This is a genomic window from Pimelobacter sp. 30-1 (genome assembly GCF_018831735.1).
Lineage (GTDB): Bacteria > Actinomycetota > Actinomycetes > Propionibacteriales > Nocardioidaceae > Nocardioides.
The window spans coordinates 31,178-52,769 of record NZ_NHTS01000003.1 but is presented as its reverse complement, the minus strand read 5'-3'; the positions used below and the strand labels follow the sequence as shown (position 1 = coordinate 52,769).

General features: G+C 74.1%; 20 protein-coding genes. 16 read left to right on the top strand and 4 right to left on the bottom strand.

Annotated features, from left to right (window positions below):
* Positions 1 to 23: 23 nt before the first annotated feature.
* The 4 genes from CCO04_RS05475 (at position 24) to CCO04_RS05460 (ending at position 5,709) form a co-directional block, all read left to right on the top strand.
* Positions 24 to 923: an ABC transporter ATP-binding protein gene (locus tag CCO04_RS05475; protein WP_215813119.1), complete on the top strand. Its 900-nt coding sequence runs from the start codon at positions 24 to 26 to the stop codon at positions 921 to 923.
* Positions 920 to 1,711 (top strand): ABC transporter permease, encoded by a 792-nt coding sequence (locus tag CCO04_RS05470; RefSeq protein WP_215813118.1) that lies wholly within the window; start codon positions 920 to 922, stop codon positions 1,709 to 1,711. The genes CCO04_RS05475 and CCO04_RS05470 overlap by 4 nt, the downstream gene beginning before the upstream one ends.
* A 73-nt stretch (positions 1,712 to 1,784) precedes the next feature.
* The gene (locus tag CCO04_RS05465; RefSeq protein WP_215813117.1) at positions 1,785 to 4,010 is read left to right on the top strand and encodes a hypothetical protein; all 2,226 of its coding nucleotides are present in this window, start codon (positions 1,785 to 1,787) and stop codon (positions 4,008 to 4,010) included.
* A 10-nt stretch (positions 4,011 to 4,020) separates the two neighbouring features.
* A complete protein-coding gene (locus tag CCO04_RS05460; RefSeq protein ID WP_215813116.1) occupies positions 4,021 to 5,709 on the top strand; it encodes a serine/threonine-protein kinase in 1,689 nt (562 codons plus the stop codon).
* An 81-nt stretch (positions 5,710 to 5,790) separates the two neighbouring features.
* On the opposite strand, the gene CCO04_RS05455 is transcribed toward CCO04_RS05460, so the two are convergent.
* The 3 genes from CCO04_RS05455 to coaA all read right to left on the bottom strand — a co-directional run bounded on the left by CCO04_RS05455 (position 5,791) and on the right by coaA (position 8,615).
* A complete protein-coding gene (locus CCO04_RS05455) occupies positions 5,791 to 6,753 on the bottom strand; it encodes an alpha/beta hydrolase (RefSeq protein WP_215813115.1) in 963 nt (320 codons plus the stop codon).
* A gap of 130 nt (positions 6,754 to 6,883) precedes the next feature.
* Positions 6,884 to 7,561 (bottom strand): hypothetical protein, encoded by a 678-nt coding sequence (locus tag CCO04_RS05450; protein WP_215813114.1) that lies wholly within the window; start codon positions 7,559 to 7,561, stop codon positions 6,884 to 6,886.
* A gap of 67 nt (positions 7,562 to 7,628) precedes the next feature.
* A complete protein-coding gene (gene coaA, locus CCO04_RS05445) occupies positions 7,629 to 8,615 on the bottom strand; it encodes a type I pantothenate kinase (RefSeq protein ID WP_215813113.1) in 987 nt (328 codons plus the stop codon).
* 135 nt (positions 8,616 to 8,750) lie between these two features.
* Here coaA and glmS point away from each other — a divergent pair, with 135 nt between their 5' ends.
* From glmS to CCO04_RS05390, 11 genes are all read left to right on the top strand, one after another.
* Positions 8,751 to 10,595: a glutamine--fructose-6-phosphate transaminase (isomerizing) gene (gene glmS / locus CCO04_RS05440; protein ID WP_215813112.1), complete on the top strand. Its 1,845-nt coding sequence runs from the start codon at positions 8,751 to 8,753 to the stop codon at positions 10,593 to 10,595.
* Between the two features lie 4 nt (positions 10,596 to 10,599).
* Entirely contained in the window at positions 10,600 to 10,953 is a 354-nt protein-coding gene (locus CCO04_RS05435; protein ID WP_215813111.1) for a holo-ACP synthase, read from the top strand.
* The gene (locus tag CCO04_RS05430; RefSeq protein WP_215813110.1) at positions 10,950 to 12,335 is read left to right on the top strand and encodes an NAD(P)H-hydrate dehydratase; all 1,386 of its coding nucleotides are present in this window, start codon (positions 10,950 to 10,952) and stop codon (positions 12,333 to 12,335) included. The genes CCO04_RS05435 and CCO04_RS05430 overlap by 4 nt, the downstream gene beginning before the upstream one ends.
* Positions 12,336 to 12,350: 15 nt before the next feature.
* Entirely contained in the window at positions 12,351 to 13,511 is a 1,161-nt protein-coding gene (gene alr / locus CCO04_RS05425) for an alanine racemase (protein ID WP_215813109.1), read from the top strand.
* Positions 13,508 to 14,551 carry an alpha/beta fold hydrolase gene (locus CCO04_RS05420; protein WP_215813108.1) on the top strand — a complete coding sequence of 348 codons (1,044 nt, stop codon included), beginning with the start codon at positions 13,508 to 13,510 and terminating at the stop codon, positions 14,549 to 14,551. Before alr ends, CCO04_RS05420 begins: the two co-directional genes overlap by 4 nt.
* Before the next feature lie 2 nt (positions 14,552 to 14,553).
* Positions 14,554 to 15,474 (top strand): tRNA (adenosine(37)-N6)-threonylcarbamoyltransferase complex ATPase subunit type 1 TsaE, encoded by a 921-nt coding sequence (tsaE, locus tag CCO04_RS29655; RefSeq protein WP_257754010.1) that lies wholly within the window; start codon positions 14,554 to 14,556, stop codon positions 15,472 to 15,474.
* A 155-nt stretch (positions 15,475 to 15,629) separates the two neighbouring features.
* Complete coding sequence (locus CCO04_RS05410) at positions 15,630 to 16,784, top strand: family 16 glycosylhydrolase (RefSeq protein WP_215813106.1); 1,155 nt, start codon at positions 15,630 to 15,632, stop codon at positions 16,782 to 16,784.
* Between the two features lie 20 nt (positions 16,785 to 16,804).
* Positions 16,805 to 17,464: a tRNA (adenosine(37)-N6)-threonylcarbamoyltransferase complex dimerization subunit type 1 TsaB gene (gene tsaB, locus CCO04_RS05405; protein ID WP_215813105.1), complete on the top strand. Its 660-nt coding sequence runs from the start codon at positions 16,805 to 16,807 to the stop codon at positions 17,462 to 17,464.
* Positions 17,461 to 17,928 (top strand): ribosomal protein S18-alanine N-acetyltransferase, encoded by a 468-nt coding sequence (gene rimI / locus CCO04_RS05400; RefSeq protein WP_215813104.1) that lies wholly within the window; start codon positions 17,461 to 17,463, stop codon positions 17,926 to 17,928. The genes tsaB and rimI overlap by 4 nt, the downstream gene beginning before the upstream one ends.
* Entirely contained in the window at positions 17,925 to 18,986 is a 1,062-nt protein-coding gene (tsaD, locus tag CCO04_RS05395; RefSeq protein WP_215813103.1) for a tRNA (adenosine(37)-N6)-threonylcarbamoyltransferase complex transferase subunit TsaD, read from the top strand. The genes rimI and tsaD overlap by 4 nt, the downstream gene beginning before the upstream one ends.
* A gap of 4 nt (positions 18,987 to 18,990) precedes the next feature.
* The gene (locus CCO04_RS05390) at positions 18,991 to 19,875 is read left to right on the top strand and encodes an oxygenase MpaB family protein (RefSeq protein WP_215813102.1); all 885 of its coding nucleotides are present in this window, start codon (positions 18,991 to 18,993) and stop codon (positions 19,873 to 19,875) included.
* A gap of 10 nt (positions 19,876 to 19,885) precedes the next feature.
* Here the strand turns inward: CCO04_RS05390 and CCO04_RS05385 are convergent, their stop codons facing one another.
* Entirely contained in the window at positions 19,886 to 21,061 is a 1,176-nt protein-coding gene (locus CCO04_RS05385) for a class I SAM-dependent methyltransferase (protein WP_215813101.1), read from the bottom strand.
* A gap of 167 nt (positions 21,062 to 21,228) precedes the next feature.
* Here CCO04_RS05385 and groES point away from each other — a divergent pair, with 167 nt between their 5' ends.
* The gene (groES, locus tag CCO04_RS05380) at positions 21,229 to 21,522 is read left to right on the top strand and encodes a co-chaperone GroES (protein WP_215813864.1); all 294 of its coding nucleotides are present in this window, start codon (positions 21,229 to 21,231) and stop codon (positions 21,520 to 21,522) included.
* The last annotated feature ends 70 nt before the right edge of the window (positions 21,523 to 21,592 follow it).

Below are 21,592 nucleotides of genomic sequence, written 5' to 3'. Positions count from 1 at the left end.
CCGCCACCTGGCAGGGTGGTGCCATGACAAGTCCCCCACTGGTCATCGACGGACTCACCAAGCAGTTCGGCGCCGTGAAGGCGGTGGACGACCTCACGTTCACCGTCCGCCCCGGCGCCGTGACCGGCTTCCTCGGACCCAACGGCGCCGGCAAGACGACCACCCTGCGGATGCTGCTCGGGCTGACCCGGCCCAGCGCGGGCCGGACCCTGGTCGGCGACCGGCCCTACACGTCGTACGAGCGGCCGGGCACGGTCGTCGGCGCGGCGCTGGAGGCGTCGAGCTTCCACCCCGGACGCACCGGGCTCGGTCACCTCGAGGGGTTCGCGCCCCAGGTCGGCGTCTCGAAGCAGCGCTGCCGCCAGGTACTCGAGGCCGTCGGCCTCGACCAGGCCGCCACGAAGCGGGTCGGCGGCTACTCGCTCGGCATGCGCCAGCGGCTCGGCCTGGCCACCGCGCTGCTCGCGGACCCGCCGGTGATCGTGCTCGACGAGCCGACCAACGGCCTCGACCCCGAGGGCATCGTGTGGATCCGGCAGCTGCTGCGCCAGTTCGCCGCGGAGGGACGCACCGTCCTGGTCTCCAGCCACCTCCTGCGCGAGGTCGAGGCGAGCGTGGATGACGTCGTGGTCATCGCGCAGGGCCGGCTCCGGCACGCCTCGACGCTGGCCGAGCTGCGCACCCGCGCCACCCCGGCGGCGTACGTCGAGACGCCGCGGCCCGACGCCCTCGCGTCCCTCGCGGCCGACCGCGGCTGGACCCTGGAGGCCGACGGTGCCGGCACCGTCGTCGACGGCGCGACCGCGGCCGAGGTCGGCGCGGCCGCCCACGCGACCGGGCTCGAGCTGCACGAGCTGGTCCGGCGCGATGTCGACCTGGAGGCGCTCTTCTTCGAGCTGACCCGACCGGAGGACGTCCGATGAGGGCCGCACTCGTCGCGGAGTACCGCAAGCTGCTCACCACCCGGCTGTGGTGGCTGCTGCTGATCGTGATGGTCGGCTACCTGGTCTTCATCGCCGCCGTCGTCTCGACGACCTTCGTCTTCGTGCCCGACGGCCAGGAGCCGCCGCTGACCGGTGAGGCCGCCGCGCGGTCGGTCTACTCGGTCGTCAACGGCGTGGGCTACGTCTTCCCGCTCATCATCGGCAGCCTCGCGATGACCACCGAGTTCCGGCACAAGACGATCACCCAGAGCCTGCTCGTCGAGCCCGACCGGACCCGCTTCCTGGTCGCCAAGATCGTCTCGGTCCTGCCGGTCGGCCTCGTCGCCGGCCTGGTCGGCGTCCTCGCCACCGTCGCCGGCGGCGCCCCGATGCTGCAGATCAAGGGCGACGGGGCGATGCTCGGCCGCGGCGACGTGCTCGTCGGGCTGCTGTTCAGCGTCGTCGCGATCGCCCTGTGGGCGGTGATCGGCGTGGCCGTCGGCTCGGTGCTGTCGAACCAGGTGGCCGCGATCGTCGTGATCCTGGCGTTCACCCAGTTCGTCGAGCCACTGGCCCGCGTGGTGCTGAGCCAGGTCGACGCGCTGGCGGGCGTGGCGTCGTACCTGCCGGGCGGGGCGGCGGACTCGTTGATCGGCGCGTCCTTCCTCGGCGCGACCGGCGACGTCGACCTGCTCCCGCGCTGGGCGGCGATCCTCGTGCTCCTGGCGTACGTCGTCGTGCTCGCCGTCATCGGCCGGCTCACGACGCTGCGTCGCGACGTCGGCTGATCGGGGGACGCGCGCCGCAGCCCGGCATAGGCTGAGCCCTGCGTCTCGGGGGTGACCGACCGGGGGGTGTGTCATGTCGAGAATCGGATGGGCCGGCGGAGTCCTGGCCCTCGTGGTGCCGCTGCTGACGGTGGCGGGCGCAGCCGCGCCGGCCGCGGCCGCGGTGGCTCCGTGCGGTGGTGCGGTCCCGGCCGGGCTGACCCGCTACACGTGGGCCGGACCGGACGGCGGCGCCTGGAAGACCGATGCCTCCTGGAACACCGAGCGCGCCGGTCAGCCGCTCACCCACCGCGCCCCCAACTACGACGGCACGCCGGCCACCGACGACAGCCTGACCGGCTACCTCTGCGTGCTGACCGGGACCCGCGTCGTGCTCGACGACGAGACGCACGTGCACGTGCTCTCCCTCCAGGTCGCCCAGGCGACGCTGGCGGTCGGACCGAACGCCCGGGTGATGGTCTACGGCGGTCCGGCCGGCTACTCCTCGACGATCGCGGCCGGCGCCGCGGTCGAGCTGCGGGGGAGCACGCTCGGCGGGCCCGGCGCGATCGACGTCCACGGGCGGGTGCTGTGGGGCGAGGCGGGTACCGGCGCCGCCACGCTCGACAACGACTTCTGCGACGCCGCGCCCGGCGAGGGCTTCCCGCCCGGTGAGCAGGTGGCCGGCTGCTCCGGGGTCGGGCCGACCGGGGTTCTCCGGGTGGGCTCGGGCGGCCGGCTCACCGTGGCCGGACGCGGCGTGAACCTCGCCGACGGCTACCGGCTCGAGGTGGCCTCCGGCGGGCTGCTCCGGGTCGAGGGTGCCGCGGGCTACCTCGCCGCCGACCGCGACACCGAGATCGCGGTCGAGGCGGGTGGGACTTTCGAGCTCGCCGGTGACGGCAGCGTCTACGAGGGCCTCGCCAACGGCCGTCCCGACGGAGAGCTCGCGCTGTTCAGCAACGCCGGCACGGTGACCAAGTCGGCCGGGAGCGGGCGCGGCTCGCTCAACGTCCGCTACGAGGGGACCGGCCGGATCGACGTGCTCGCCGGTGGTCTCAGCGTCGCGGGCGGGGCGAGCTCCGGCACCGGTGGGAGGGTCTCCGGTGGGGCCCGGCTCGGCACCGGCGCCTGCGGCACGCCGGGAGCCGCCGGGGACGCGGCCCGCCCCTGCGACCCGGTGACCAGCGCCGACGACCCGATGTACGCCGTCTACCGCCCCGATCAGGCCGTCACGGGCGTCGCCGTGGTCGAGGGCACCACGACGGACGTCGCGAGTGGCGAGCTCCAGCCCGCCGTCGACGTGACCGCTCCGGTCGCCCCGACGTCGCTGTCCTTCGCCTTCCACGACGCCGCCCTGCCCGCGCCGCCGCGGCTGGCGATCTTCCGCCGGCGTCCCGGGCTGGCCGCGGAGCGGATCCCGCTCTGCCGGCGCGGCGGCGCGATCCCCGCGCGGGTGAGCGCCTGCGTCACCGGCCGGTTCGTGGCCAGCGGCGAGGTGCGGATCCAGGTCAACGCGGCCGATCCCGGCGGCCGCTGGAGCCTGCGCCCGTCCGGGGTCGACTTCGTGCGCCTCGTGGACCCGCTGGTCGGCAGCCGGGCGGGCTGCCTGGTGATGCACCCGACGTACCCGAACGTCTCGACCCAGCCGGTCCGGCTGGCCCAGGCCGGCCGGTTGCGGGTGTGGTTCTCGACGGTCGAGAACACGACCGCGACCGGCACGCTGATCCACGACCGCACTGGTGCGGCCGGCATCAACCAGGTGCCGATCCGGTTCAGCCGCAACGGCTGGGTCGCGGCGCAGGCGCAGGGTGCCGACGGGACCGACGAGTCCAGCGGGGCCTTCCGGGTGGTGGCCACCCCGACCGCGACGTTCACCCGGCGGAGCAAGGCCGCGCTGGCCGGGCGCCGGCTGCTGCTCACCGGCCGGGTCGTGCCCGGGGGCAAGCGCGTCGTCGACCTGTACGCCGTCCGCGTCACCGGTCGCACCGGCCTCCTGCGCCGCACTCCGGTCCGGGTCCGCACCGACCGCAAGGGTCGGTTCATGCTCGCCTACACCCCGCCGCGCGCGGGCCGCTACGTCCTCGCCGTGCAGGTCCAGGGCAAGGCCGGGCTGACCACGGCGATGTCCCGCCAGGCGGTCCGGGTCCGGGTCAAGCCGCGCCCGCCGCGCCCACCCGCGCCGACCCAGGTGCGTGACGTGCGACCTCCTGAAAAGACCACCACCGCGCCGACCGGACCCGCCGTCGATCCGCTCGACGTGCTCGGCGCCTTCTACCCGGGACGGCTCGCCGCGTGCGCGTTCCAGGTGCGGTACTGAGGAGCCGGGCGTGACCTCGGGACCGGCGCCGCGCGAGGTCGTCGACGAGCGCTACGAGCTCCTGGAGATCGTCGGCAGCGGCGGCATGGGCGTGGTGCACCGCGCCCGGGACCGGGTGCTGGACCGGATCGTCGCGGTCAAGGTGATCCGCGAGGAGCTCGCGGACGCCGAGTTCGTGCGCCGCTTCGAGCGCGAGGCGGCGATCCTGGCGCGGGTCCGGTCGCCGTACGTCGTGGTGATCTTCGACTACGGCCGCAGCGACGGACGGTTCTACCTGGTCACGGACTTCCTGGCCGACGGCGACCTGGCCGGATGGCTGGAGCGCCACGGCTCGATGCCGCCGGAGATCGCGGTCCCGCTGGTCGCGGCGGTCGCCGAGGGTCTGGCCGACGCCCACGCCCTCGGGGTGATCCACCGGGACGTGAAGCCGGCCAACGTGCTGCTGTGGCGGCGCGGTGAGGAGCTGCGCCCGGTGCTCGCCGACTTCGGCATCGCGGTGGCCGCCGACCTCGGCCTGACCCAGACGGGTGCCGTGCCGGGCAGCCCGCCGTTCATGGCACCCGAGCGGCACCTGGGGCAACCGGCGACCGAGTCGACCGACATCTATGCGCTGGGCTGCCTGCTCTTCAACCTGCTCGCGGGGCGGGCGCCGTACGAGGGGACGAGCTTCCAGGCAGCCCACGCCCACGTCAACGAGCCGGTCCCCGCGCTGCCCGCCGGTGTACCGGACGCCGCCGCGCTCGACGCGATCATCGCCCGGTGCCTGGCCAAGCGCCCCGAGGACCGCTACGCCAGCGCGGCCCGGCTGGCCGCGGTCCTGCGCGCCTGGGCGCCGCCGCGACCGGAGGAGACGGTGATCCGGCCGCCGGCACCACCGCCACCGCCACCGCCGCCTCCCGGACCGGTACGCCGGCGCCGGCGCGCGGGCCCGGTGCTGCTGGTCGCCGGGGTGCTGGTCGCCGCGACGCTCGCGGCCGGCGCCTGGTGGCTCGCCCGCGGCGACGACGATCCGGCCGCCCGAGGCCCGGCCGCCCCCACCGCACCTGCCGCGGTCGAGGCCACGGTCGTGGCCCGGGACCGCGCGGTCGCGGTCACCGTCGACCTGCCCGGCGACACGGGCGCGGTCCGCACGGTCCTCGAGCGCCGCGACGCCGACGGCGAGTGGCGCCAGGTCGAGCCGACGTTCGCGATCGACGTGCCGGTCGGGGGCGCGGAGGGCTGCGCCCGGCTGCGGCTGGTCGCGGTGGAGGGGGAGCGGCGTACGGGCGGGCCGGAGCGGGAGGTCTGCGGCACGGCCAAGCCCCGCTCGGTCGAGCTGATCCCGGTACCGGGCGCCGCCTGCGATGCCGGCGACCTCGTGGAGGAGCAGACGGGCCAGCGGGTCCCGGCGCCGTGCGACTGGTTCAACTTCCAGCTGCGCGGCTTCGCGTCCGACCAGACGCTCCTGGTGCAGTGGAAGCTGGACGACCTCGCGAAGATGGCGGCCCACTCGGTGGTCGCGGCTGCCGACGGCACCGCCTCCATCGCGGAGCTCCGGCTGGCCGAGGACAGCCCGTACCGCTCGCTGTGCCCGGACCTGCGCTGCCCGGGCGGCGTACCGGTGCTGCGGGGAGCGGAGACCCTGGTGGTCACCGTGCTCGCCAAGGACGGGCGGACCCGGCTCGCGCGGCAGCGGTTCACTCTCGACGACTACCGATGACCCGGTCGGCGAACGCGAGCATCCGGTCGTAGGCCTGGGGCGCCGTGCGCTCCAGGTTGATGTCGTGGCCGCCCGCGGGGATCAGGGCCGCTCGACCGTGGCGCCCGGGCCGTAGAAGCGCCGCTCGAACCGGGCCAGCCCCTCCTCCGAGGCACACGGCGCGGCGAGCAGACCGCAGAAGAACGGGTCCTGGTCGCCGAGCACGGTCAGCACCGGGATGTTCGTGCGGCGCGAGACCCCGTTGACCAGGTACTGCGCGGCGGTCGGGATCTCGAGCAGGCCGGCGGTCTGCTTGAGCCGCTCGTCGACCCGGATCACCTCGGGATCGGCGTTGGCGGTGTTGTAGAACAGCCCGCGGGTGCCCGGCCGGGTCGTGACGTAGAGGGGGTCGAGGCCCTGACCCCGGAACTTCGGGTCGAGCGCGGCCGGCGGGGACTGCAGGACGAGGTCGGTGGTCAGCCGGACCAGGTCGGCGCGGTGGGCGATGCCGGTCACGATGAGCGCGTCGACGTCCTGGTAGCGGTCGGCCGCGCGGTAGCTGGTCACCGAGCCGTAGCTGTGGCCGACCAGGATCACCTTGTCGTACGCCGTGCCGAGGTCGCCCGAGCGCAGCGCGGTCACCACCTGGTGCACGGTGGCGGCGGCGTTGTCCCAGGTGAGGTGGAGCCCGGCCGGGCGGGTGGACGCGCCGTCGCCGAGCCGGTCGATGGCCAGCGTCGCGTAGCCGGCCGCGGTGGCTCGCCGGACGTAGGAGTAGGTCTCGGGCTGGTAGGGGAAGTCCCAGTAGTAGCGGGCGTAGCTGTAGCCGTGGACGAGGAGCTGGACGCTCGTCGCCCCGCCCGGGGGCACGCAGAGGGTGCCCGCGATCCGGCCGGAGCCGCCGGCGTAGGTGACCGGGACGGACACGTCGGTGCAGGTCGCGGCGGTGGCGGCGGTGGCGGCGGCGCGCGCGGGGCCGGTCGGCGCGAGGAGGACGAGCACGGTGGCGCCGGCGGCCAGGACGGCGAGCGCGCGGCGCCAGGAGGAGCGGACGGGAGCGGTCATGGGCCGACGCTAGGAACGGCTCGAGCGGGCGGTCCAGCAGATCGTCCGAAGTGTGTGGGAAACGTCGATTTCGCGGCCGACATCCCCTCCCGGGACGGGGACGTCGGCCGCGAAATCGGTGGCGCGGGCCCTACTTCCAGACGACGGGCTTGCCGTCGAAGGAGCTGTAGGGGCCGTCGTTGGGGGCGAAGCGGGCGCCGCTGACCGAGGAGGACTCCTGGGCCAGGTATGGCACGCAGGTCGAGAAGGTCTGCCCGTCGGCGAAGCCGCTGGGGAAGGACTCGCCGTCGCACGGCGCGAAGGTGCCGATGATCGAGATGTTCTGGGCCTCGGTGCCGTCGGGCAGGGTGCCCTCGATCGACTCGTTGATCGAGTAGCTCGACAGCTCCGCGCTGCCGGAGACGCCGGTGACGTCGAGCTTGATGTAGTAGGGCACGAAGCCCTTGGCCCGGTCGCCGAGCTTGAGCGGGGCCAGGTCGGCGGCGGCGCCCTTGGTGATGCCGGTGACGGTCACCGAGACGGTGCCGCTGGCGTCGCCGGACGAGAACGGGACGACGGCCGGCTGGCCGAACGCGAGCGCGGTGCCCGGGGCGGCGACGTCGCCGGCGGGCGCGGCCTCGGTGGTCTCGGTGCCGGCGTCGGTCGGGGCGTCGGTGGTGGTCTCGGTCGAGGCCTCGGTGGTCGCCTCGGTCGAGGCGGGGTCGCTGCCCTTGCGGTCGGGTTCGTCGTCGCCGCCGCAGGCGGCCAACGCGAACGTCGACGCGGCCAGCAGGGCGGTGAGGACGGAGACCTTCTTGCGGGGAGTCATGCCAGGGGTCCTTGCCGCCTGAGGCGGCCGGAAACCCACGGAATCCGCGGGATGGGGCGAAAACCCCTCAGATCTTGCGCAACCTGACGTAGCGGACCGAGTGGTCCGCGGACTTGCGCAGCACCAGCGTGGCCCGCGAGCGGGTGGGCAGCACGTTCTGGGCCAGGTTCGGGCCGTTGATGGCGTCCCAGATCCGGCGGGCCTCGTCGACGGCCTCGTCGTGGGTCAGCGAGGCGTACTTCGCGAAGTACGACGACGGGTCGCGGAAGGCGGTCTCGCGCAGCTTGAGGAAGCGGTCGACGTACCAGTCGCGGATGTGGTTGGTATTGGCGTCGACGAAGATCGAGAAGTCGAAGAAGTCCGACAGACCCAGGCCGGTGCGGCCGTCCTCGCGGACCCGCGCGGGCTGGAGCACGTTGAGACCCTCGACGATGACGATGTCGGGGCGCTTGACGACGATCTTCTCGTCGGGGACCACGTCGTAGACGAGGTGGGAGTAGACCGGCGCCTCGACCTCGTCGATGCCGGACTTGATGTCGATGACGAACTTGAGCAGCTTGCGCCGGTCGTAGGACTCGGGGAAGCCCTTGCGCTGGAGCAGCCCGCGCGCCTCGAGCTCGGCGTTGGGGTAGAGGAAGCCGTCGGTGGTGACGAGCGCGACGTTGGGGTGCTCGGGCCAGCGCGCGAGCATCTGCTGGAGCACGCGGGCCGCGGTCGACTTGCCGACGGCCACCGAGCCCGCCAGCCCGATCACGAACGGCGTGCGCGGCGGCGTCCGGCCGTGCAGGAACTCCTCCTGTGCGTGGTGCAGGTCGGTCGCCGCGCTGACCCGCATGGACAGCAGCCGGGACAGGGGCAGGTAGACGTCGCGGATCTCGCGCAGGTCGAGCGAGTCGCCGATGCCGCGGAGCCGGTGCACCTCGTCCCTGGTGAGCGGGCTCTCGGTCTCCGAGGCCAGCAGTGCCCAGGTCGCCCGGTCCAGCTCGACGTACGGCGAGGCCTCCCGCGGGAGCTCCTCGCCGGGGGTGTCCGCCGTGCTCGCGCCCGTCGTCATGGCGCCGATTGTTCCAGTCGGCGTCACCGCGGCTTCAGGTGCGTCCTCGATCCGGACGGTGCCGGGGGAGGGCGGCGGGCGCCACACCGCTGTCGAGGCGGGGATGCAGGCCCGGACCGCTTAGACTGGCCGATCATGTGCGGCATCGTCGGATACATCGGGCCCCGGTCGGCCCAGGACACCGTCATCGACGGTCTCCGCAGGCTCGAGTACCGCGGCTACGACTCCGCCGGCGTCGCGGTCGTGAGCGAGGGTCTGCTGCGGACCGAGAAGCGGGCCGGCAAGCTCGCCAACCTCGAGAAGGTGCTCGACGAGACGCCGATGCCGGTGGCTCAGATCGGCATCGGGCACACCCGCTGGGCCACCCACGGCCCGCCCAACGACGTCAACGCGCACCCGCACACCGGCGAGTCCCGCCGGGTGGCGCTGGTGCACAACGGCATCATCGAGAACTTCCTCGAGCTGCGCGCGCGCCTCGAGGCCGACGACCACGAGCTGATCTCCGAGACCGACACCGAGATCGTGGCCCAGCTGCTCGAGCTCCAGGTGCAGTCCGGGGTCGACATCGCGACCGCGATGCAGCGCGTCTGCCAGCAGCTCGAGGGTGCGTTCACCCTGGTCGCGATCGACGCCGAGGAGCCCGACAAGGTCGTCGCGGCCCGGCGCAACTCGCCGCTGGTGGTCGGCCTGGGCGAGGGCGAGAACTTCCTCGGCTCCGACGTCGCCGCCTTCATCGAGTTCACCCGCGAGGCGCTCGAGCTCGGCCAGGACCAGATCGTCGTGATGACCCGCGACAAGGTCGACGTCACCGACTTCCACGGCCGCCTGGTCGAGGCCAAGCGCTTCCACGTCGACTGGGACCTCTCCTCGGCCGAGAAGGACGGCCACGACTGGTTCATGCGCAAGGAGATCTTCGAGCAGCCGCGCGCGGTCGCCGACTCCCTGCTCGGCCGCCGCGACGCGACCGGCCGGCTCCAGCTCGACGAGATGCGCCTGGCCGACGAAGAGCTGCGCGACATCGACAAGATCATCATCATCGCCTGCGGTACGTCGTTCTACGCCGGCATGGTCGCCAAGTACGCCATCGAGCACTGGACCCGGACGCCGGTCGAGGTCGAGCTCGCCTCGGAGTTCCGCTACCGCGACCCGATCATCGACGCGACCACGCTCATCGTCGCGATCAGCCAGTCCGGCGAGACCGCCGACACGCTCCAGGCGATCCGGCACGCGCGCTCCCAGCGGGCCAAGGTGCTCGCGATCTGCAACACCAACGGCTCCTCGATCCCGCGCGAGTCCGACGCGGTGATCTACACCCACGCCGGCCCCGAGATCGGCGTCGCCTCGACCAAGGGCTTCCTGACCCAGCTGGTCGCCTGCTACCTGCTCGCGCTCTACATCGCCCAGGTCAAGGGCACCCGCTTCGGCGACGAGATCGACGAGATCATGGAGCACCTCGAGGCCATGCCCGGCCACATCGAGACCGTGCTCTCCGGCTCCGACGCCGTCTACTCCCTCGCCGCTGACCACGCCTCGTCGCGCTCGGTGCTCTTCCTGGGCCGCCACGCCGGCTACCCGGTCGCGCTCGAGGGGGCGCTCAAGCTCAAGGAGCTCGCCTACCTCCACGCCGAGGGCTTCGCGGCCGGCGAGCTCAAGCACGGCCCGATCGCGCTGGTCGAGGACGGCCTGCCGGTTCTCTGCGTCGTACCCCCCAAGGGTCGCGACCAGCTCCACGGCAAGATGCTCAGCGGCATCCAGGAGGTCCGCGCCCGCGGCGCCCGGACCATCTGCCTGGCCGAGGAGGGAGACGCCTCCATCGAGCCCTACGCCGACGAGCTGATCCGGCTGCCCAAGGTGCCCGTCCTGCTCCAGCCGCTGGTGGCGATCGTGCCGCTCCAGCTGTTCGCCTGCGAGCTCGCCACGGTGCTGGGCCACGACGTCGACCAGCCGCGCAACCTCGCCAAGTCCGTCACCGTCGAGTAAGGCCGTGGCGGTGGTCGGCGTCGGTATCGACGTGTGCGAGATCGCCCGGTTCGAGGAGTCGTGCCGTCGTACGCCGGCGCTGGTGACCAAGCTCTTCACCGAGGCCGAGCGGACGCTGCACATCCGCTCGCTCGCGGCGCGCTTCGCCGCCAAGGAGGCGCTCGCCAAGGCGCTCGGCGCCCCGCGCGGGATGTCCTGGCACGACGCCGAGGTGGTCTCCGAGGACAACGGCCGGCCGCGGTTCGTGCTGCGCGGCACCGTGCTGGCCGAGGCCGACGCCCAGGGCGTGACGTCGGTGCACCTCTCGCTCACCCACGACGGCGGCATCGCCTCGGCGATGGTGGTGCTCGAGTCGTGATCCGGGCGCACACGGTCGAGCAGGTCCGCACGGCCGAGGCCGCGCTGCTGGCCCGGCTGCCCGAGGGCGCGCTCATGCAGCGCGCCGCGGCCGGCCTGGCGTACGCCGTCCTGGACCTCCTCGGCAGCGGCTACGGCCGCCGGGTGCTGCTCCTCGTCGGCTCCGGCGACAACGGAGGCGACGCCCTCTACGCGGGGGTCCTGCTCGCCCGGCGCGGCGTCCAGGTCGAGGCCTGGCTGCTCTCGTCGTCGGCGCACGAGGGCGGGGTCGCCGCGCTGCGGGCCGCGGGCGGCCGGATCGGCAGCCCGGGCCCGGTACCGGCGCCGTACGACGTCGTCGTCGACGGGATCGTCGGCATCGGCGGGCGTCCCGGGCTGCGGCCCGCGGCGGTCGCGGCGCTCGGCCACGTCGCCGGGACCCCGGTGGTCGCGGTCGACGTACCGTCGGGGGTGGACGTCGACACCGGCGAGGTCGCCGGGCCCCACGTCAGCGCCGACCTGACCGTCACCTTCGGCACCCACAAGATCGCCCACCTCGTCGACCCCGCGGCCCGCGCGTGCGGCGCGCTCCAGCTCGTCGACATCGGCCTGGACCTGCCCGAGGCCCCCGTCGAGGCGCTCCAGGCCGCCGACGTCGTGGCGCTGCTCCCGCGCCCCGCGGCCGACGCCCACAAGTACACCCGCGGCGTCGTCGGCGTCCGCTCCGGCTCCGCGACCTATCCCGGCGCCGCCCTGCTCAGCGTGGCCGGCGCCGCGTGCGGCCTGGCCGGCATGGTCCGGTACGACGGCGACCCGGCCGCCCTGGACCTCGTCCGTGCCGCGCACCCCGAGGTCGTCGGCCCCGGCCGGGTGCAGGCCTGGGTGGTCGGCTCGGGCAGCGACGACCGCGCCGAGGACGCGCTGCGCCGCTCCCTGGCCGACGACGTCCCCGTCGTCGTCGACGCCGACGCGCTCGCCTTCGCCGGCCTGGCCCGCGGCCGCTCCGCCGTGCTCACGCCCCACGCGGGCGAGCTGGCCCGGATGCTCGACGCCGACCGGGCGGACGTCGAGGCCCGCTGGCTCGACCACGCCCGCCGCGCCGCTCACGAGCTCGACGCCGTCGTCCTGCTCAAGGGCCGGCACACCGTCGTCGCGCGCCCCGACGGCCGGGCCCGGGTGACCACGACCGGCACGCCCTGGCTGGCCACGGCCGGCGCGGGCGACGTCCTCGGCGGGCTGATCGGGACGCTCCTCGCCGCCGGGCTCGACCCGTTCGACGCGGCCTCGGCCGGCTCCTGGCTGCACGGCGCCGCGGCGACGCTCGCCGCCCAGGACGGCCCGATCGTCGCCTCCGACGTCGCCGCCACGCTGCCGGACCTGCTCGCCACCCTGACCACCCCGTGATGGGACGATAGTCAGATGACCCAGCCCCTCGGCCCCGCCGAGATCGTCGTCGACCTGGCCGCGGTCCGGGCCAACGCACGGCTGCTGCGCGCGACCGCGGGGGTCCCGCTGATCGCGGTGGTCAAGGCCGACGGCTACGGCCACGGCATGGTCGCCTGCGCCCGGGCCGCCCAGGAGGGCGGCGCCGACTGGCTCGCTGCGGCCACTGTCGAGGAGGCGCTCGCGCTGCGGGCGGCCGGTGTCGAGGGCCGCATCCTGTGCTGGATCATCGGGCCCCGGACCGATCTGGCGGCCGCGGTCGCCGCCGACCTCGACGTCACCGCGTCCAGCCTCGCCCACCTCGACGCCCTCGCCGCGGCGGCAGCCACGGCCGGCCGGCCCGCGCGGGTGCAGCTCAAGGTCGACACCGGGCTCTCGCGCAGCGGTGCCCCGCGCGCGGCCTGGGCCGAGCTGTTCGAGCGGGCGCGCGCCGGCGAGGAGGCGGGGTCCTGGACCATCACCGGCCTCTGGTCCCACTTCGCGTGCGCCGACGAGCCCGCGCACCCCGCCAACGACCGCCAGGAGGCGGCCTTCCGCGATGCGCTCGCGCTCGCCGAGGAGCACGGGCTGCGTCCCGAGCTGCGCCACATGGCCAACTCGGCGGCGGCGATCCTGCGGCCGTCGTCCCGCTTCGACGCGGTGCGCTGCGGGATCGCCCTCTACGGTCTCGACCCGGCGCCCGGTGAGGCGACCGAGATCGGGCTCGTGCCCGCGATGACCGTGCGCGCGCCGCTGCTCATGGTCAAGGACCTCGCCGTGGGCGACGCCGTCTCCTACGGCCAGCACTGGGTGGCCGAGCACCCGACCACGGTCGGTCTCGTCCCCGTCGGCTACGGCGAGGGCATCCCGCGCCACGCCTCGCGTCCCGGCGCCGCCGACGCCGCGGCGTCCGTCGGCATCGAGGGCAAGCAGCGCCCGATCCGGGGCACCGTGTGCATGGACCAGGTCGTCGTCGACCTCGGCGGCGACCGGCCGCCGGTCGGCAGCGAGGTGATCGTCTTCGGGCCGCCGTCCGCCGGTGGACCCACCGCCCAGGACTGGGCCGAGGCCTGCGCCACCATCAGCTACGAGATCGTCACCAGGATCGGGGGCCGGATGACCCGCAGGTACGTCGATGGCACGGAGGGCGACCGGTGAGCCGCCGCAGCCGGATCCTCGGCTCGCTCGCCGGCGCCCTCGGCGTCGCCGCGGCCGGTGGTGCCGCGCTCGGCATCGCGCGCCAGCAGCGGGCGATCAGCCGCCGCTCCGGAGACGACATCCCGTTCGGCTCGCTGCACTCGGCGCCGGTCACGGTCGTCGCCGACGACGGCGTCCCGCTCCACGTCGAGGTCGACGAGTTCGCCGGCCCGGTCACCGTCGTCTTCGTGCACGGCTACTGCCTCAACCTCGACTGCTGGCACTTCCAGCGCGCGGCCTACCGTGGCCTGGTCCGCGCGGTCTACTACGACCAGCGCTCGCACGGCCGCTCCGGCCGCTCCGACCGCGCCCACGCCACCATCGAGCAGCTCGGCCGCGACCTGCACCGGGTGCTCGAGGAGGTCGTGCCCGAGGGGCCGGTCGTCCTGGTCGGGCACTCCATGGGCGGGATGTCGATCGTCGCGCTCGCCGAGCAGTACCCCGAGCTCATCGGTGACCGGGTCGTCGGCGTCGGGCTCATCTCCACCACGGCGGGCGGGCTCGACCCCAGCCGGGTGCTGCTGCCGATGGTCCCGGCCCGGCTGGCCGGCCCGGTCACCCGCGGCGCGGTCCGCACCCTCCACCTCGGCCACCGCGCCATCGACGGCGTACGACGCGCGGGCGGCGCCGTCGCGACCGTCGCCACCGACCGCTTCGCCTTCGGCGAGGAGGTGCCGCGCGGCTACGTCGAGTTCGTCGACCGGATGCTCGCCGCGACCCCCTTCGAGGTGGTCGCCGACTTCTTCCCCAACTTCGCCGGTCTCGACAAGTTCGACTTCGTCGAGCGGCTCGGCCAGGTGCCCACGTCGGTCATCTGCGGCACCGCCGACAAGCTCACCTCGATCGGCCACTCCCGCAAGCTGCACGCGCGGATCCCCGGCTCCCGCCTCCTCGAGTGCGAGGGCGCCGGCCACATGGTCATCATGGAGCGCCACGAGCTGGTCAACGCCGAGCTCGACCAGCTCATCACCGCCGCCACCGCGAGGGCAGCAGCCCGGTGACCGTGGAGACCACGCGCGTCGGCCCCGAGGCCGCCGCCGACGTCCTGGCCGTCGTCCGGGCCGCGTTCGCCGCGCGCCCCGCGCTCGACCCGCCCACCGAGGCACTCGCCGAGACCGAGGAGTCGATCGCCGCGATGCTGGCGCCCGGCGGCGGACTGCTCGTGCGCGCCGACGGCAAGCCGGTCGGCGCGGTCGTCCTCGACCCCGTCGGCGACGCGGTCTACCTGCGCCGCTTCGGCATCGACCCTGCCGCCCAGGGCCGCGGCTTCGCGCGCGAGCTGGTCCGGGCCGGGCTGCGCGCGGCCGGCCGGGCGGGCGCGACCAGGGCGGTGATCCTGGCGCGCGAGGAGCTGCCGCGCACCGTGGGCTTCTGGCGCGACATGGGCTTCGTGCAGACGGCCCGTCACGCGCCGTACGTCGAGATGGCGCGGCCGGTCCCGGTCGCCGTCGACGTCCCCAGTGCCGAGTCCATGCGCGACCTGGGCCGCCGGGTCGCGGGCCACCTGCGCGCGGGCGACGTGCTCGTCCTCAGCGGTGAGCTCGGGGCCGGCAAGACCACCTTCACCCAGGGCCTCGGCGAGGGCCTGGGCGTGCGCGGCGGGATCACCTCGCCGACGTTCGTCATCGCCCGGGTGCACCCCTCCCTCAGCGACGGACCGGCGCTCGTCCACGTCGACGCCTACCGCCTCGGCGGTCAGGCCGAGCTCGACGACCTCGACCTCGACACCGACCTCGACGAGGCCGTCACCGTCGTGGAGTGGGGGACCGGCGTCGCCGAGAGCCTCTCCGACGACCGGCTCGAGATCCGGATCGCCCGGGCCACCGCGCGCACCGACGTCGACCCCGAGGCCGATCCGCGCGTCGTCGAGCTCGACCCCGTCGGCCTGCGCTGGCTCGGTGTGGTCCTGGCCGACCTGGGCTGAAGTCCCGGGACCTCCGTCCCTTCGTTCGGGGACCGGTCCTGCTCGGGCTAGTCCCATCGAGCCCGTGTGAGTCGGATCGCACACCCGTGCCGTAAGGATGCGCATTCTTCCTAGTCTCCAGAGCGAGGGTTCAAACTTTCTGGAGGGGAAGTTCCATGGGGGGACTGAAGGCCGCGCTGACGGCACTGATCTGTGCGGGTGCGCTGTTCGCGCCCGTCACCGCCGAGACGGCGGGTGCCGCGCCGGAGCGCCCGGAGCGCCCCGTGCTGACGAAGCCGGTGGCGCGCAGCTCCACGGTCGTCTTCGCCGGCCGTACCCGCGCCCGGGCTGTCGTCCGGCTGCAGGAGCGGCGGCGCGCGAGCTGGGCCACGGTCGCCCAGCGCCGGGCGACCAAGAAGGGCACGTTCAAGATCGTCCTCGCCCGCCCCGCGACGGCCCGCACCTACCGGGTCAAGGCGGCCGGCCGGGTGAGCCACAAGCGCGACGTGGCGCCCGCCGTCGTACCGACGCCCGAGCGCGCCCCGGTCGACACCTGCGGCAGCCGCCCCCAGCGCGCCGAGGGCGGCTACTACGCGTGCAGCTTCTACGACGAGTTCGACGGCGACGCGCTCGACCGCAGCCGGTGGATGGTCCAGCAGACCTCCTTCAGCGGCATGTACGGCGGCAGCAAGGGCTGCTACGTCGACAACGAGCGCACGGTCCGGGTCGGCGGCGGCCTGCTGCGGCTGACGTCCACGATCCTGCCGACGGAGTTCCTCTGCCGCAGCCCCTACGGGTCGTTCACGACCAACGCCGAGGTCTCCACGGTCGCCACCCGCTCGAAGTTCACCCAGACCTACGGGCGTTTCGAGGCCCGGCTCAAGATGCCCGCCGAGTCGGGGATCGCCGGTTCGCACTCCGCGTTCTGGCTCTACCCGCAGGACCAGGCGTACGGCCGCTGGCCCGGCTCGGGCGAGGTCGACATCGCCGAGTGGTTCAGCGGGCTGCCGGCCAACGTCTACCCGTCGGTGCACTACGCCGGCGAGAACACCCAGCTCAGCTCGGGCTACTCCTGCCGGATGCCCACGGCGAGCACGGCCTTCCACAACTACGCGGTCGAGTGGACGCCCAAGATCATGCGCTTCTACTACGACGGCCGGCTCTGCTACAGCCACCGCTGGACGCCGACCGGGATGACCGGGGCGCAGCCGTTCGACAAGCCGTTCTACCTGGTCCTCACCCAGGTGTGGGGCCTGGGCTGGAACACCCGTACCGACAAGATGCCCGACACCTCGACGCTCGTCGTCGACTGGGTCAAGGCCTGGTCCTGAGCCTCAACTAGGCTCGGTGCGTGCTGCTCGCGTTCGACACCGCCTCCCCGACGGTCACCGTCGCCCTTCACGACGGCACGGACGTCGTCGCCGAGGCGACGGCCACCAGCAGCATGCGCCACGGGGAGCAGCTCGCGCCGCTCATCGCCCAGGTGCTCGCCGAGGTGGGCGCGAGCCCGGACGACCTGACCGGCATCGCCGTCGGCGTCGGCCCCGGCCCGTTCACCGGGCTGCGGGTCGGGCTGGTCACCGCGCGGACCATGGCGCACGTGCTCGACGTTCCGGTGCACGGGGTCTGCTCGCTCGACCCGCTCGCGCTCGAGGCGGTCGAGACCGGCGCCGTGGACGGCGACTTCCTGGTCGCGACGGACGCCCGGCGCAAGGAGGTCTACCTCGCGTCGTACGACGCCGGGGCGGTGCGCCAGGACGAGCCGGTCGTCGATCGGCCGGCCGCCCTCGCCAGCGACCGCCCGGTCGTGGGGGAGGGCGCGACCCTCTACCCCGAGGCGTTCCCGGAGTCCCGCGGGCCGCAGCGGCCCAGCGCCGCCTGGCTCGCGCGCGGTGTCGTGGCCGGCCGGTTCGCCGTCCTGGCGCCGGAGCCGCTCTACCTGCGCCGTCCCGACGCCGAGATCCCGCGGGCGCCCAAGGCGGTCCTCGCCGACGAGCCGTCGCCGCGGTGAACATCGGCCCGGCCGGCGTCGACGACATCGCGGAGATCGCCGCGCTGGAGGCGGAGGCCTTCCCCCTCGACCCGTGGTCGCCGAACCTGCTGCGCGAGGCCGTCGGCGGCCTGGTGCCGACCATGGCGCTGCTCGTCGCCCGCTCGTCCGCGGACGGCGGCGCTGCGGATTTCCTGGGCTACGCGGTGGTGAGCGTCGTCGACGTCGACGCGGAGCTCCAGCGGATCGCCGTACCGGAGGAGCGGCGGCGCTCCGGTGTGGCCGGCGCCCTCCTCGCCGCCACCCACGCGGTGGCCGGCGAGCGCGGCGCGACCCGGCTGCTGCTGGAGGTCCGCGAGGACAACATCATCGCCCGCACCTTCTACGAGCGGCACGGCTTCGCCGAGCTCGGACGCCGCCCCCGCTACTACCGCGACGGGACCACCGCACTGGTGCTCAGCACACCCGTCACAATGGACCCATGACCCGCGACGAACCCCTGGTCCTCGGCATCGAGACCTCGTGCGACGAGACCGGCGTCGGGATCGTTCGCGGTCACACGCTCCTCGCCGACGCGGTCGCCAGCAGCGTCGAGCAGCACGCACGCTTCGGCGGCGTCGTCCCCGAGGTCGCCAGCCGGGCGCACCTGGAGGCGATGGTCCCCACCATCCAGCGCGCGTGCGACACCGCCGGCATCACGCTGCGCGACGTCGATGCGATCGCGGTCACCCACGGTCCCGGCCTCGCCGGCGCGCTGCTCGTCGGCGTCGCCTCGGCCAAGGCGCTCGCGCTCTCGCTCGGCAAGCCGATCTACGGCGTCAACCACCTCGCCGCCCACGTCGCCGTCGACCAGCTCGAGCACGGACCGCTGCCCGAGCCGTCGCTCGCGCTGCTCGTCTCGGGCGGCCACTCCAGCCTGCTCCGCGTCACCGACATCACCGGGTACGAAGGCGGCGTCGACCCGCTCGGCGCCACCATCGACGACGCGGCCGGTGAGGCCTTCGACAAGGTCGCCCGCCTGCTCGGCCTGCCCTTCCCGGGTGGCCCCCACATCGACAAGGCGGCCCGCGAGGGCAACCAGGTCGCGATCGACTTCCCGCGCGGGCTGACCAGCCGGCGCGACCTGGAGCGGCACCGCTTCGACTTCTCGTTCTCCGGGCTCAAGACCGCGGTCGCCCGCTGGGTCGAGGCCCGCGAGCGCTCCGGCGAACCGGTCCCGGTGGCCGACGTGGCGGCGTCCTTCCAGGAGGCGGTCTGCGACGTCCTGGTCCGCAAGGCGCTCGACGCCGCGAGCGCCGAAGGCATCGAGGACCTCATGATCGGTGGCGGAGTCGCAGCCAACTCCCGGCTGCGGGTGCTCGCCGAGGAGCGCGCCGGCAAGCTCGGCATCCGGGTCCGGGTGCCACGCCCCGGCCTGTGCACCGACAACGGCGCGATGGTCGCCGCGCTCGGCGCCACCATGGTCGAGCGCGGGCGGACGCCGTCCCCGCTGGACCTCCCGGCCGATTCGAGCCTCCCGGTGACCGAGGTCCTGGCAGGCTGAGGCGATGGACGCGGCGCGGGTCGACGACGGGTACTTCCCCGAGGGCTCGATGCTGCGCTTCGTCCAGTCCCACCGCGCGGTCGGGCAGACCTACGGCCAGCGCGCGCTCATCATCGGCGCCACCCACCCCGTGCCCTACGTCGGCACCTCGCAGTCGACGCTCGCCAAGGAGCGCCCCTTCGAGCGCCTGGCCCGCACTGCGCTGGCCTTCGAGACGGTCTTCTTCGCCCCGCGCGCCGAGGCCGACCGGCTGCTCGCTGCGGTGCACGACCTGCACACCCGGGTGCGCGGCGAGCTCACCCAGGACGAGGGCGAGTTCTCCCGCGGGACGCCCTACGACGCCTTCGACCCCGAGCTCATGCTCTGGACGATGGCCATGCTCGCCGACTCCTCCCGGGTCGCCTTCGAGACCCTCGTGCGGCCTCTCCTTGCGAAGGAGAAGGAGGACCTCTGGGCCGACTGGGTGCGCTTCGGCGAGCTCTTCGGCATGCCGCGCTCGGTGGCGCCCGAGACCGCGGCGGCCTTCGAGCAGTGGATGCGCGACTGGTACACCTCCGGCCGGATGCACCTCACCGCCGAGGCCCGCGCCGTGGGCCGCGCGATCGCCCGCGACATGCCCGTCCCGCTCGTCGCCCGCCCCGGCGTCACGGTGACCAACCTGCTCGTCGTCGGCATGCTCCCGCCCGAGGTACGCCGCCTCTACGGCCTGCCCTGGACGCCGGCCCACGCCGTCGCGTGGCGCGGGGCCACGACCTTCGCGCGGACCTCGCGGCACGTCGTACCGGACCGGGTGCGGCGGGGCGACAACGCCGACCTGCACAAGACCGTGATCCGCAGCGAGCGGGCGGTGCTGGCCCGCGGCGGGCGCACGATGGACCTGCCCGACTAGTTCCCGCGCCCTAGAACGGCTCGACCAGCAGCGCCGTGCCCTCGCCCGCGACCCGGGTCAGCACGACGGTCGCCTCGGCGTCGCCCTGGAGCGCGAGGCGCTTGCGCAGCGCCTCCGGTACGACGTCCACGCCGCGCTTCTTGATGGTCAGCCGCCCGATCCCGCGCTCGCGCAGCGCGGCCTTGAGCTGCTTCTCGCGGTAGGGCAGCTCCTCGACCACGCGGTAGGCCCGCGCGAACGGCGTCCGGTACGACGCCTCCGCGGTGACGTAGGCGATCTTCGGGTCGATGAGCGCGCCCCCGACGCCTGCGGCGACCGCGGTGACCAGACCCGCCCGGATCACCGCGCCGTCGGGCTCGTAGAGGAAGGCACCCACCGGCGCGACCCCGACCGCGTCGGCGCCGGGGTCGTCCTCGTCGGTGATCGTGGCGAGGCCGCCGGTGCCGATCACGGTGGCGCGCCGTCGTACGGTCGCGGTGCGGCCGGCCCACAGCGCGGCCTCCTTGACCTCACCTTCGTCGCTGACCCACTCGGCCTCGACGCCGTCGGGCACGAGCGTGTGGGGGATGCCGGGGGCGACCTTGACGCACGCATCGCGCGCCAGCAGCGTCTCGACCCACGACCACGGCGGCGTCCAGTCGTCGACCCGGAAGCTGCGCCCCGCGCCCGTACGACGGGCCGGGTCGGCGTAGGCGAGGTCGAAGCCGCGGTGGTCGATCTCGGTGGCGTCGGCCACCTGGACCGCGCCGGGCAGGCCCAGCGCGGCGAGGTTGGCCTCGGCCACCGCGACCCGGACCGGGTCGAGGTCCACGCCCGCGCAGACCATCCCGGCCCGGGCGGCCGCGAGCAGGTCGCCGCCGATGCCGCAGCCGAGGTCGATCAGGGTGCGGGCGCCGAACGCGGCCGCGCGCCCGGCCCGGTGCTGGGCGACCCGGAGCCGGGTCGCCTGCTCCAGGGCGTCGGGGGTGAAGTACATCCGCGCGGCCAGGTCACCGAACTTGGCGTGCGCGCGGGCGCGCAGGTCGACCTGGGTCAGCGCCGTCGCGGCCCGCTCCGGCGTCGTCGTACGACGCAGGGCGGAGCCGGCCGCCAGGGCGGTGGCCCCGGAACCGACCAGGGCGGTGGCCTCGGTGAGCAGGGCCTGGCCCTCGTCGGTCAGCAGCCACCGGAAGTCGTCGAGGTCCACCCCCTGATCCTGTCAGCCGGGGCCGGGCCTGGCACTCCCTTGCGGAGAGTGCTAGTTTCGTCATTGGCACACTCGAACCGAGAGTGCCAATGCAGGTCGGGGTCCTTCCCGGCCTCGCCCCAAAGAGTCAGCAGCACCCGTCAGCTCAGAAAGTGGAGGTCGACATCGTGTCGGTCAACATCAAGCCGCTCGAGGACCGGATCGTCGTCAAGCCTCTCGAGGCGGAGCAGACCACCGCCTCTGGCCTGGTCATCCCTGACACGGCCAAGGAGAAGCCCCAGGAGGGCGAGGTCCTCGTGATCGGTCCCGGCCGCATCGACGACAACGGCAACCGCGTCCCGCTCGACGTCGCCGTGGGTGACAAGGTCATCTACAGCAAGTACGGCGGCACCGAGGTCAAGTACGCCGGCCAGGAGTACCTCATCCTCTCGGCCCGCGACGTCCTCGCGGTTCTGGCCTGATCCGAGCTTCACGCCGCCCGGGACGTCCCGCACCGCCTGCCGGTGCGAGCGGCGTCCCGGGCGTTCGGCT

Bases quoted from the DNA above. Each gene is read 5' to 3' on its own strand.
- CCO04_RS05475 (WP_215813119.1), top strand. From the start codon at position 24: ATGACAAGTCCCCCACTGGTCATCGACGGACTCACCAAGCAGTTCGGC.
- CCO04_RS05390 (WP_215813102.1), top strand. From the start codon at position 18,991: ATGGACGCGGCGCGGGTCGACGACGGGTACTTCCCCGAGGGCTCGATG.
- CCO04_RS05450 (WP_215813114.1), bottom strand. From the start codon at position 7,561: ATGACTCCCCGCAAGAAGGTCTCCGTCCTCACCGCCCTGCTGGCCGCG.
- CCO04_RS05465 (WP_215813117.1), top strand. From the start codon at position 1,785: ATGTCGAGAATCGGATGGGCCGGCGGAGTCCTGGCCCTCGTGGTGCCG.
- CCO04_RS05410 (WP_215813106.1), top strand. From the start codon at position 15,630: ATGGGGGGACTGAAGGCCGCGCTGACGGCACTGATCTGTGCGGGTGCG.
- alr (WP_215813109.1), top strand. From the start codon at position 12,351: ATGACCCAGCCCCTCGGCCCCGCCGAGATCGTCGTCGACCTGGCCGCG.
- coaA (WP_215813113.1), bottom strand. From the start codon at position 8,615: ATGACGACGGGCGCGAGCACGGCGGACACCCCCGGCGAGGAGCTCCCG.
- CCO04_RS05470 (WP_215813118.1), top strand. From the start codon at position 920: ATGAGGGCCGCACTCGTCGCGGAGTACCGCAAGCTGCTCACCACCCGG.
- glmS (WP_215813112.1), top strand. From the start codon at position 8,751: ATGTGCGGCATCGTCGGATACATCGGGCCCCGGTCGGCCCAGGACACC.
- tsaD (WP_215813103.1), top strand. From the start codon at position 17,925: ATGACCCGCGACGAACCCCTGGTCCTCGGCATCGAGACCTCGTGCGAC.
- CCO04_RS05455 (WP_215813115.1), bottom strand. From the start codon at position 6,753: ATGACCGCTCCCGTCCGCTCCTCCTGGCGCCGCGCGCTCGCCGTCCTG.